Origin of the sequence: Leptothoe sp. PORK10 BA2, assembly GCF_034932105.1 — a bacterium.
In the GTDB taxonomy this organism is placed as follows: domain Bacteria; phylum Cyanobacteriota; class Cyanobacteriia; order Phormidesmidales; family Phormidesmidaceae; genus Leptothoe.
This window is the reverse complement of record NZ_JAYGIG010000036.1, coordinates 1-10,608: the sequence shown is the minus strand read 5'-3', so window position 1 is coordinate 10,608 and position 10,608 is coordinate 1. Positions and strand designations below refer to the sequence as shown.

Annotated in this window: 11 protein-coding genes; 3 read left to right on the top strand and 8 right to left on the bottom strand. The window is 52.5% G+C overall.

What is annotated here, in order from left to right:
• Together VB741_RS10475 and rpsT are read right to left on the bottom strand one after the other, a co-directional pair.
• Positions 1–804 carry a TatD family hydrolase gene (locus VB741_RS10475; RefSeq protein ID WP_323365120.1) on the bottom strand — a complete coding sequence of 268 codons (804 nt, stop codon included), beginning with the start codon at positions 802–804 and terminating at the stop codon, positions 1–3.
• A 6-nt stretch (positions 805–810) separates the two neighbouring features.
• Positions 811–1,104 (bottom strand): 30S ribosomal protein S20, encoded by a 294-nt coding sequence (rpsT, locus tag VB741_RS10470; protein WP_323365119.1) that lies wholly within the window; start codon positions 1,102–1,104, stop codon positions 811–813.
• A gap of 160 nt (positions 1,105–1,264) precedes the next feature.
• On the opposite strand from rpsT, the gene hisD reads away from it, so the two are divergent.
• Entirely contained in the window at positions 1,265–2,557 is a 1,293-nt protein-coding gene (gene hisD, locus VB741_RS10465; protein WP_323365118.1) for a histidinol dehydrogenase, read from the top strand.
• 30 nt (positions 2,558–2,587) lie between these two features.
• Here hisD and VB741_RS10460 read toward each other — a convergent pair whose 3' ends face one another.
• The gene (locus VB741_RS10460; RefSeq protein ID WP_323365117.1) at positions 2,588–2,983 is read right to left on the bottom strand and encodes a hypothetical protein; all 396 of its coding nucleotides are present in this window, start codon (positions 2,981–2,983) and stop codon (positions 2,588–2,590) included.
• A gap of 136 nt (positions 2,984–3,119) precedes the next feature.
• Here VB741_RS10460 and hslO point away from each other — a divergent pair, with 136 nt between their 5' ends.
• Positions 3,120–4,040: an Hsp33 family molecular chaperone HslO gene (gene hslO / locus VB741_RS10455; RefSeq protein ID WP_323365116.1), complete on the top strand. Its 921-nt coding sequence runs from the start codon at positions 3,120–3,122 to the stop codon at positions 4,038–4,040.
• Positions 4,041–4,060: 20 nt separating this feature from the next.
• Here hslO and VB741_RS10450 read toward each other — a convergent pair whose 3' ends face one another.
• Together VB741_RS10450 and VB741_RS10445 are read right to left on the bottom strand one after the other, a co-directional pair.
• Entirely contained in the window at positions 4,061–5,386 is a 1,326-nt protein-coding gene (locus tag VB741_RS10450; protein WP_323365115.1) for a four-carbon acid sugar kinase family protein, read from the bottom strand.
• A 63-nt stretch (positions 5,387–5,449) separates the two neighbouring features.
• Positions 5,450–6,202 carry a DsbA family protein gene (locus VB741_RS10445; protein ID WP_323365114.1) on the bottom strand — a complete coding sequence of 251 codons (753 nt, stop codon included), beginning with the start codon at positions 6,200–6,202 and terminating at the stop codon, positions 5,450–5,452.
• A gap of 118 nt (positions 6,203–6,320) precedes the next feature.
• On the opposite strand from VB741_RS10445, the gene pdxA reads away from it, so the two are divergent.
• Positions 6,321–7,358, top strand: a complete 1,038-nt coding sequence (gene pdxA, locus VB741_RS10440; RefSeq protein WP_323365113.1) for a 4-hydroxythreonine-4-phosphate dehydrogenase PdxA — start codon at positions 6,321–6,323, stop codon at positions 7,356–7,358.
• 396 nt (positions 7,359–7,754) lie between these two features.
• Here pdxA and VB741_RS10435 read toward each other — a convergent pair whose 3' ends face one another.
• The 3 genes from VB741_RS10435 to VB741_RS10425 are packed head-to-tail and all read right to left on the bottom strand — an operon-like array spanning position 7,755 to position 10,426.
• Positions 7,755–8,855, bottom strand: coding sequence for a hypothetical protein (locus VB741_RS10435; RefSeq protein WP_323365112.1), 1,101 nt, complete (start codon positions 8,853–8,855; stop codon positions 7,755–7,757).
• Between the two features lie 3 nt (positions 8,856–8,858).
• On the bottom strand, positions 8,859–9,164 hold the full coding sequence (locus VB741_RS10430) for a hypothetical protein (protein ID WP_323365111.1): 306 nt from the start codon (positions 9,162–9,164) through the stop codon (positions 8,859–8,861).
• A complete protein-coding gene (locus VB741_RS10425; protein ID WP_323365110.1) occupies positions 9,164–10,426 on the bottom strand; it encodes a DUF3987 domain-containing protein in 1,263 nt (420 codons plus the stop codon). The genes VB741_RS10430 and VB741_RS10425 overlap by 1 nt, the downstream gene beginning before the upstream one ends.
• Between the last annotated feature and the right edge of the window lie 182 nt (positions 10,427–10,608).

Below are 10,608 nucleotides of genomic sequence, written 5' to 3'. Positions count from 1 at the left end.
TTATTTAGCAACGGTAAAGGACGCATCAGGTAACTTAAACAGTGCCCTGGCATTGGCCGTTGTTTGTGCTGCTAGCACATCTAGGGAAACATCCCGCAAACTAGCGACGAATTCGGCTACGTGGAGCACATTGGCTGGCTGGTTGCGTTTTTGATTGCGCTTGGGGACTGGGGTCAAAAACGGGCAGTCGGTTTCGACTAGGATGCGATCGCACCCCACCATTTGAGCTGAGGCCTGTACCTGGGTGGCACTTTTGAACGTCACAATACCGCTAAAGCTAATGTAAAACCCCAAATCCAGAAACCACTGAGTTTCCTCAGGGTTGCCCGTCCAGCAATGCATGACGCCCTGCACCGGTCCCCGCTCTTGCCAAAAGGCTTGGAGCACATCCCGCATGGTCGCCGCCGCATCACGGCAGTGAATGATCACCGGCAGACCCAACTCGTAAGCGACGGACAGCTGCGCCCGAAACGCCTCAATTTGGCAAGCCTGATCATCCGCCTTGAAGAAATCTAAACCAGTTTCTCCAATGGCCACCACCCGCTGATCGGACAGAGCCAGCTGCCGGATTTGATCTGCCAGTGCCGGTGTCCACTTATCCATATCTAAGGGATGCAGACCGACGGCAAACGAGATTTCGTCAAACCGGTCAGCAATCGCCCGAATGGCCTCAAACTCTGACGGTTCAACACAGGAATGAACCAGATGGGCCACCCCCGCTTGTCGCCAAGCCGATGCCACCTCGTCTAGATCGGGCTGAAAACTGTCAAAGTTAATGTGGACGTGGGTATCAACCAGCTGCATGAATTGCTATGACGCGGTTTCGTGCTGTTTCAGAGCCTTCGCAATTCTGGACTTCCGACGGGCGGCCGCATTTTTATGGAGGCTGCCCCGCTTGACGGCCTTGTCAATTTTGCTAAAGGCTGCGGACATGGAGGAATCAACTGCCTGCTTCTTTTCGTCAGAAGGGTCGGCCGCAAACTCGCTCAACGCAGCGTAGTAGGTCTTGGCCAGGGTCTTGGCCGCTGACCGGTAGGACTTATTCCGTTGACGATTGCGCTCCGCAATTTCGATGCGCTTTACCGCAGATTTAATGTTTGCCACTATTAGCCAATGTAATATTTGTCAGGGTCTCGGATTATAGCATTAAACGTTAGGTAAATACCGTTCCCCAGCAAAATATGGTAAGCCAATTCGGTTGTCTCTAATTAATCCGCGCTAAGCTATAACAGTCACCATCCTCACACCCTCGCCACCCGCCTCAATGTTGCGAACTTTGTACCAGCTCAGTGAAGCGCAGACTGAACTCCAACGGATTTGCGATCGCATCCACACCGATCAGGTGATTGAGCAAGAAGCCACCGTTCGAGAAATATTGAATGCCGTTCGCCGTTCGGGGGATGAGGCCCTCCTACACTACACCGCTAAATTTGACCAACAAACCCTGACCCCAAGCACCCTACGCATCAGCGGGGCCGAAATTGACACCGCCTACCAGCAGGTTTCCAGCGAACTACTCCAAGCCATTCGTATGGCCTGCAAGAATATCGAAGCCTTCCACAAACAGCGACTCCCCAAAAACTGGGTCACCTTTGAAGACGACGGCGTCGTCCTCGGCAAGCGCTATACCCCCGTGGCCCGTGCGGGCATCTACGTCCCCGGTGGCCGGGCTGCCTACCCCAGCACCGTCATGATGAACGCCATCCCCGCCCGCGTCGCGGGTGTGAAGCGTTTGGTCATGGTCACCCCCACCCCCAAGGGCCATCTCAACCCAGCTGTGCTCGTGGCCGCTCAAGAATCCGGGGTGCAGGAAATTTATCGAGTGGGTGGAGCCCAAGCCATCGCCGCTCTGGCCTACGGTACTGACACCATTCCCAAGGTGGATGTGATTAGCGGCCCTGGGAATGTCTATGTCACCCTGGCCAAAAAGCAGGTGTACGGCACCGTGGGCATCGACTCCCTCGCCGGACCCTCCGAGGTGCTGATAATTGCCGACCACACCGCAAATCCGGTTCATGTCGCTGCCGATCTACTGGCCCAGGCTGAACATGATCCCCTAGCGGCTGCCATCCTATTAACCACCGACAGCATCCTGGCGGAGAAAGTTGTCGCTGAAGTCGATCGACAGCTAGTCGGACATCCCCGCCAAATCACCACCGAGAAAGCCATTGCCCACTACGGCATTGTCGTGGTGGTGGACTCGCTGGAAGTGGCGATTCAGCTGTCCAACCAATTTGCCCCCGAGCACCTAGAGCTGGAGGTGGATGATCCATGGTCCTTACTCGACAAAATTACCCAAGCCGGAGCGATCTTTCTCGGCCACGACACCCCAGAGGCTGTTGGTGACTATATTGCTGGGCCTAACCACACCCTACCCACCTCCGGTGCAGCTCGCTACGCCTCCCCCCTCAGTACTGAGACCTTCATGAAGCATTCCAGCTTGATTCAGTACTCAAAATCAGCTCTGGAAAATGTGGCTGGGGCGATCGATGCCCTCACAGCGGCTGAAGGGTTGCCGTCCCATGGGGACTCGGTGAGGCTGCGGGTGGAAGAGTAATTGGGCTGGTGCCTGACCTTGCCCTGACCTTTACTTTGTTCCCTGATTTTTAATTGTTAGGAACAGTCGTAGCCTCAGCAAACTGGTGGTCTGGGCAATATTCAGGGGTAGGGTAGATACCCCCTCTAGCCGTGACTGCACCCAGCCATCGCCCCAGTACCATTCATGGAAACCATCCACGCCCCGATGGAGCAAAAAACGGATGGAATGATCGGAGCATTCATCAATGGTGTGATCGATGCGAATGGGGCCAACGTAGCTCGAAAATGACTGCCCCACCTGTATCGGTGCTTTGAAGCTGTCGGAAAACTGTTGGGGCCATAGCCACTGGCGCATCTGGTCAGGCTGGGTCAGCCCCTGCCGCAATTGGGCCACCGTCGCATCAATTTCAATCCGCAGGGTACTTTGTTGATAAATCCCAAACATGGCGAGGGTGTTTTTCTGAACAGGGTGCTCTTAAACCTTAGGCTAGTTGATCGAAGGCTGCATCATCCACAACTTGCTAGGTCAGTTCTACCTCTACAATATTAAGTATTAAGAACTGTAAGCACAACGTAAAACCATGGCGGACCAGCTCATGCGAGCAGTAGCAGCAGATGGCGGTATCCGAGTTGTTGGAGCCATCACCACCCGTTTAGTCGAAGCAGCCAGAACTCGCCACAACCTTTCCTATGTGGCTACGGCGGCCCTAGGCAGATCCCTAACCGCCGGAGCCCTACTCGTCTCCAATATGAAGCGGGAGGACTCACGGATCAATATCCAGATTGTAGGGGATGGCCCCCTGGGCGGCATTTTAGTGGACGCGCGGTTAGATGGCAGCGTCCGGGGGTATGTGGCGGCCCCGGCTACCGAACTACCTCTCAATGCAGCGGGGAAGCTGGATGTGGGGGCGGCGGTGGGTCGCAATGGCTATCTCTATGTGGTCCGGGATTCCGGGCTGGGGTATCCCTACACCAGCACCGTAGAGCTAGTGTCCGGCGAAATTGGCGATGACTTGACCCAGTACCTGGCCACGTCGGAGCAAACCCCTTCCGCCCTAGTGCTGGGCGTATTTGTCGACCAAAACGGAGTCGAAGCTGCCGGTGGCTTGCTGCTGCAAATCCTGCCCAAGGTGTCCAGGGATGAACAGCTGATTGACACCCTGGAGTCACGGATTTCAGCCCTCACCGGATTTACCCCCCTGCTGCGAGCCAACAAAACCCTGCCCGAAATTTTTGCCGATCTGGTGGGGGATATGGGGCTGCAAATTTTCCCAGAACGTAAGCCGCTGCAATTTTATTGTCCCTGCGATGGTGAACGCATGTTGTCTGCCCTGAAACTGTTGGGGGAAGAGGAACTGCAGGACATGATTAACAAGCAGGAGCCGGCCGAAGCTGTTTGCCATTTTTGTGGCAATACCTATGGGGCTGACTGTGAACAATTAACAGAGCTGCTATCGGAGCTGAAGATGGAAAATATGGGGCGGGCCAGCGGTGAATCGTGAGGGGTGAGTCTTGATGCGCATTAGATAGAGGCCATCCGTTCATAGGCGGCAGCGACGGCGTCATCCCCGCCCACATTGCCAGGGAACAACACTACGGGCAAGTTGGGAAACTGGGGATGGTCAGGGCTGGTGATGACGACAGAAACGCCGGGAATCACTTGGCCTAGGAGCCGGGCGGCAGTGAGGGCCAGACCGTTGCTTAGGGTGTCATTGGAGGTAATGCCCCCTTTGCTAATTAGGAAGCCAAGATCGGCTGGTAGGCCGCGCAAAATGTCCATCAACAGATTGGACACCGCTTCACCAAAGGCCAGGCGAGTGGTGGCATCGGTAAACGTCAGCTCTTGGCGGCTGGTGTAGAGCACCGCTGTTTTGGCCTGATCATAGATAGTGTTTACCTGGCTTACTATTTCGGCCACCATGGCTGGGGCCTGATCTGGATTCTCTTTTAAGCGAGAGACTTCCACTTCCACTCCCCTTACCCCTGGCTGTTGCAGGAGATATTCTAGCTGGCGGGTTGTTTTGTTCACATGGGAGCCCACCAAGATAACCCCTGGCTTTTGACCTCGGGTATAGCGCGCCATATCCTTAGCTGCGATGGGCTGGGGTGGCAAGGCGGCCAGGGAGGTGAGTAAGCTGGCGGCACTGCGAAAGAGAAACTTTTTCCCTTGGGCGGCGGCGGCTAATAGCTCCTGGGAAAACCGATCGAGATCGGTTTGTTGTTGGGCATCCACGACGACACAAACATTGTTGTTTAGGGCCATTAATTGATCCATGGTCCCCTGCTGCAAAACTTCTAGGGTAAAGCACTTCACCTGATTGGCAACAATCTTGCCAGCTGTTTTTTCGGCTACATAATCGGGCAAATAGCTATGGCTATAACTAAAAACAGAGTCCTGGGCGAACTCGGTTTGATGTACCGGTGTGCGCACGCCATCGCTCTCGATGTAGTGGGTGCTATTGAGGGTAATGCGCCCCGCTGCAAAAAAGGCGGGTACCATAAAGTGGGCATCGAAGGGGCCGAGCTCCGCCGCAATCACATCTGTTTCTAGGGGGTAGTGCCCCCGCAGGGTGGAGTCTGAGCGGCTGACGACTAAAAAATCTTGGGTGTTGGTTTCCGCCAGTGCCTGTTTGAGGTTGTTGCACACGTTACGGGTGGTGCGTTCTGCCTCTGAGGGGGTTAGGGCACGGGTATTGGCCAAGATAAAGAAGATAGGGGACTCGTCCAACAGGCCCTGTTTGAGGGTGGCAACGTCCCACTTTAGTAACAACAAACAACTATGGACCGTTTGGGAACCGGTGGGGTCATCGTCAATGACAATAATTTTGGGGCGGGCAGTGTTGGTCATAGGGCAGATTCAAAAGGGGCAGATTAACCTTGGTGGGGCGGTGGGTCTTGTCCAGCCTCCATATTATTCCTGGGGAGGTTGGGATGCTTTGAGATTATCTAGCAGTTGGCTAAAGCTTTCGGGGGGAACTCCGGGGGGGATGAGGAGGCCACCCATCAAAAAAGTGGGGGTGCCCCGTAGTTTCAGCTGCTCGGCTAGGGCTAAATCAGCATCGACGGCAGCTTGGGCCGCATCGCTGTTGCGATCGCGATTAAACTGCTCCACATCCAACCCGATTTGTTCCGCCAGTTCCCCATAGAGATCCTCCCCCAACCGGGCTTGATTGGCGAAAAGGCCATCGTGATACAGCCAAAACTGATCCTGCTGACCCGCCGCCCAGGACGCCTTGGCCGCAGGCTCCGCCTCGGGATGAATGCGATTCAGGGGAAAATGCTTATAGACATAAAGCACCTCATCCCCCCGTTCCTCGACAAAATCCTTCATGTGGCCTGCCGCCACCGCACAATAGGGACATTCAAAGTCGGAAAACTTCACCACCACCACCTCCGCACTGGGGGTGCCTTGGGTGGGGGAGGTGCCAATAAACGTGGCCCGATCCATGGTGGATATGACCTGGGTTACCTCTGCCTGACGGGCTTGCCATTCCGCCTCTGCTGCCGCCAGCTCATCTTCGCTAGGAGGTGTGGCGGGTGGCTGAGCCTGGGCCGCTGCTGGCACTTCCGCCGTCGGTGCTTCACTAGGCGTAGCTGCACAGCCCGCCAATACCAGCAGAGTCACCACCGTAACTGCGCGCATCAAACCATTTTTGAGTGCCATGGAAGAGACTGACCATAGAGCAACTTATTAACGCTAACACTTTGCTTTATTGTTGGGGAATAGATAGGGCGGACAGTACCTATTGAGAAAGCGAATGTAGGTACGGAGCATTAGCGCTATGGGCATCGTTCAACCTGTCAAACTCTTGATCACCCTGGGCGATATGGCAGGCATTGGCCCGGAGGTAGTCCTCAAAGCGCTGGCCCAGGTGGAGAGTCATGCCGCCCAGATTACCTTAGTTGGCAATCAACAGCGGTTAATCGCCTTGAGTCAGCAGCTGGCCTTACCCTTGGGAGACTATGCCATGATTGATGTGCCGCTGGCGGACGATCACGCCATCCACCTGGGGCAGGAAAGTGCGGCCAGTGGTGACCTGAGTTTTCGGAGTTTGCAAACGGCGATTCACCATTGCCTGAAAGATGACCTGCGGTCTGGCTACGATGGCCTTGTCACGGCCCCGATTGCTAAGTCGGCTTGGCTGGCGGCGGGACATCACTACCCTGGCCAAACTGAACTACTGGCAGAAATGGCTGGAGTGGAGCGCTTTGGCATGTTGTTTGTGGCCCGGTCGCCCCTGACCCAGTGGACTTTGTGTACGTTGCTGGCAACTACCCACATTCCTCTGCGGCAGGTGCCCGATGCCCTTACGCCCGAGGTTATGACCCTGAAGCTAGAGCTGCTGTTGGCCTGTTTAGAACGGGACTTTGGGGTGGAGCGGCCTTGGGTTGCGATCGCAGGTCTAAATCCCCACAGTGGTGAACAGGGTCAGCTAGGACGAGAAGAAGTCGACTGGTTGATTCCCTGGCTGCACCAACAGCGCCAGCGATTTCCCCAGGCCACCATTGATGGGCCAGTACCGCCGGACACCCTGTGGGTTACCCCAGCCCAAGCGTGGCACCAGGCCGAACGCAAGGCCCACCATGGCTATTTGGCTCTCTATCACGATCAGGGTTTAATCCCAGTCAAAATGCTGGCCTTTGACCAGGCGGTCAACACCACCATTGGTTTACCCTTTATTCGCACCTCCCCCGACCATGGCACTGCCTTTGACATTGCCGGTCAAGGTATAGCACGTCCCGATAGTATGATCGCAGCGATTAATCTTGCCATTGACCTCGCAGGGCAGCGGCAGAAATCCGGCCTAAAAGTTATGTAATGACATTGCAGAAAAGCTTAAGAAAACTATGTATTGCAAAATGGATATCGCTCTGTACAATAGCGATGACATACAAGTTTTGTTTCAAGGAACCAAGGGGGAGTTAGCGCTTCCCTTTTTTCTTTAAGGGTTGCCTTGACTACCAAGGAATTTTACGGTCTGGCAATACACCTGAATCACCCTCAATTTGGTTTAATTTTTTAGATTTTTAAGCCAAATTTAAGCCAAAAATAACCATGTCTGTAGAAGTGGATTTTTTGAGGGTAGGTGTAAGGATTTATATATGTATATTCACTCAACTACTCAACAAATCGCTTTTTAATGGCAGAAAGCCTTGCTAAGCAAAGGGTTAACCCTGTTGAGTAGCCATTCAACAAATTACTCAACAAAACGGGGTTACTCAACAATTTGCAGCTTGTCCCAAGCTTCCCGATGGATGCTTTCAGATATCCAACGCTGGTAGGTGCGTAAATGGATTTCTGGGCTATGTCCCATCCACTGACTTGCGATCGCAAGCTGAACCCCCTTCCGGTGGCATCGAATAGCATAGGCATGTCTGAGAGCATAGGGTGTCTCAGAAAGCTTAAGGGTATCTCGCCAATAGGAGGAAACCTTTTGCCCGTATTCCTGGGGAGCCCTGACGGTCAATGTAGGAGGATGACTGTTGGTGATATCCCAACGTTCTACCCATCTGCTCGGGTGCGGGTAGGCAACACGGGTACCAGTCTTAGTGTTATCGGGGATATTAGCTATTAGAACACCGTCGCGGTTTTCTAAAGTGCATAAAAATGCTTCGTGATTTCTGAGCCCATAGATAGCCATCAATGCAAAGATATAGCGCCATTCAGGTTTTTTAATATCATCAATGATGGCTTCTATTTCCTTGTCGGAAGGAATATCTCTAGATTTGATATCTCCTCGGGAATACCCCGCTTTATAAGGTTTCAAGTCCACATCAACACCAGCAAACTTGGCTAGCCGTTGTAGACGGTCACAAGCCTTATCACGGGCTGCTTTCTTTGACTCCGGTTTGGTCAAAGCTGCTGCAATTAAGACATCTGCTGTCAGGGGCTTATCTAATAGCAGTTTATTAAACCCAAAATATAGGAACCGCTTTTTCCAATTGAATTCCTTATCCTCTGGTAGGTCTGGCCATACATGGGCCTTAAATTTGTCCAACCAGTAACCACAGGTTGCAACTTCGGGTTCATCACAGGGGATATCGATCCAATCGTCCCAAGTAAATTTATCCCGGTCTAATTGGTCGCCTAATTTGATGGCTTCAGCCTTGGCTTTCCTAAGTCCTACCCTGGACGCATTCAGTTTCAGGGATATACGTTGTTGGTATGGTGTCCGTTTATTGCTGGTAGGCTTTGGCGGGAGTGTTGCAACCAATGACAACCGCTTGCCCCTAAGTTCGATTCGGACCCGGTAGCAGTCGGCTTTGAGTGCAAGGTTAGCGGCTCTCACCTCAGCCTCGATATTCACTTTTGCCATTGCTTAGCTACGTTTGCTTTCTAGGAACTTGCGACAGTTGCCAACGTGGTATTGATAGGTGGGTCGTTTAGCATTGACGCTACTGGTCTGCCTCCAGTGCTTACCCTCTTTCAGGTCACCGGATTGCCGTAGATCATGCAGATTGTCTGCTGTATCGAGGTCTAAGAGCTGAAAGGCTTCAGAGGCTTTGTACCATTGACGTTGGTGTTGTTGCCCTGGGCTGATGCTTAACAGATCTGCCAGCACCTGTTTAAGTGTGGCGGTAACAACTGTTTTAAGTTCGGATTCAGGGATCAGTCTATCAGTCATTACTCGCCCTCACTGCCAGAATTAACTGAGTATTTGTCATCAATTTCTACAATGTGACCCTTCTCTAGCAGACTGTTGACCAGCGCTTTAACGTGAGTAGTTTTGCCGAATTTGGCCTGGACAAGCTCTCTGACTGTTTTACCCGGCTTCCTCGTGATGTAATCCCGTAGCCGTAACAAATCGCCAGTCAATTCTTGCTGAGGGCTGTTGAGTGCCATCAACAATTGAAACTGCCCTACATAGTATTCAGTCCACTGACGGGCCAGCTCGACGATGTAAGCGTCCACCGCGACTGCTGGTTGCTGACCTGCTAGAACAGCATTTACCAGATGTAGCCACAGGATAAAGCGACCGAAGTAGGTTTCAAATTTTGGGAATGCTGCTTGCAAACTTGGATGGTCAGTAGCATTCGCTCGGTTGATAAGCTCGTGCTGATACTCCATGAATGCTTTTTTTGCCGCATCATCCCTCAAGACATACTGGCGCTCTGGGAGTTCATCTAGGCGCTCTATAAGCTCAATGAGTATTTCTTGTAGACCAGTATCACCATCATCAGATAGTAAATCGATGTGACTGAGAGGAGCATCGGCAGCACAGAATAGATAACGTGCCCATTCCCCATAATCATCGCGGTGGTCACCCATTAACTCTTGCAGCTTGGTGTATTGAATTGCACCTGTCCTGCTGATAGCCGTTTTTTCTAGGAAAATTGAACCGTCAGATTTGCGATCGCGGCTGAGACTACCACCATTAAACTCACTCAAATCGGCTTCAGTTTCGCCACCATCGCCACGACCAGAACTAAACCTGCCACGTTCGTTAATAAAGGCACTCCCCTCATCCCTGTATAACAAGAAGCCTCTGGGATTTTCGGCATGAATCTGAACCCGTGCCGCTAAAGTATCATCATTGCTGAAATATCGTTTTCGTATAGGCCCTTCTGGAGGTGGTCCGTCATCTTTTTTCCAAGTTACTAAGGCTAATTCATAAGCATCAAGCTCATGTTGATAGCGTTTGTAAGAATCTTTTTCTAGCTCTGCTAAAGCTGAAATGATTGATTTCTGAGCTGGGGTTTTCTTACGCCCTGTAGGAGCAACAATCAGGGTTCTAAAAATTGTCGGAACGGTGTACTTGCCTTTATCATTGATGATTAGCGTTGCACTGGTGCCAATGCGACTAGCAAGAACAGGTATTAGTGTTGTTGCTATAAACTCTGGAGCTGTCGGCATAGCCTCTGCTGTGGCTATCAGGGCATCAGCCAATTTCCCGCCATCACCATATAAGCCTTCCTCAATGGGCAGAATACTGTCCTTAATAGTAACTACTCAGGCTGGGGTAGGAGAGTTATAGGGTTTCCAGAGAACAATCCCATGAGGGCATCCAGAACGTTATGCCCCTGTTTGCGTAGAGTGGATAGGTAACCGCGAATACGGCAGAACATCCG

What these genes read in the sequence shown, in the direction of transcription:
- VB741_RS10475 (WP_323365120.1), bottom strand. Translation starts at nt 804, where the DNA reads ATGCAGCTGGTTGATACCCACGTCCACATTAACTTTGACAGTTTTCAG.
- hslO (WP_323365116.1), top strand. Translation starts at nt 3,120, where the DNA reads ATGGCGGACCAGCTCATGCGAGCAGTAGCAGCAGATGGCGGTATCCGA.
- VB741_RS10445 (WP_323365114.1), bottom strand. Translation starts at nt 6,202, where the DNA reads ATGGCACTCAAAAATGGTTTGATGCGCGCAGTTACGGTGGTGACTCTG.
- pdxA (WP_323365113.1), top strand. Translation starts at nt 6,321, where the DNA reads ATGGGCATCGTTCAACCTGTCAAACTCTTGATCACCCTGGGCGATATG.
- VB741_RS10430 (WP_323365111.1), bottom strand. Translation starts at nt 9,164, where the DNA reads ATGACTGATAGACTGATCCCTGAATCCGAACTTAAAACAGTTGTTACC.
- VB741_RS10460 (WP_323365117.1), bottom strand. Translation starts at nt 2,983, where the DNA reads ATGTTTGGGATTTATCAACAAAGTACCCTGCGGATTGAAATTGATGCG.
- hisD (WP_323365118.1), top strand. Translation starts at nt 1,265, where the DNA reads ATGTTGCGAACTTTGTACCAGCTCAGTGAAGCGCAGACTGAACTCCAA.
- VB741_RS10435 (WP_323365112.1), bottom strand. Translation starts at nt 8,855, where the DNA reads ATGGCAAAAGTGAATATCGAGGCTGAGGTGAGAGCCGCTAACCTTGCA.
- VB741_RS10450 (WP_323365115.1), bottom strand. Translation starts at nt 5,386, where the DNA reads ATGACCAACACTGCCCGCCCCAAAATTATTGTCATTGACGATGACCCC.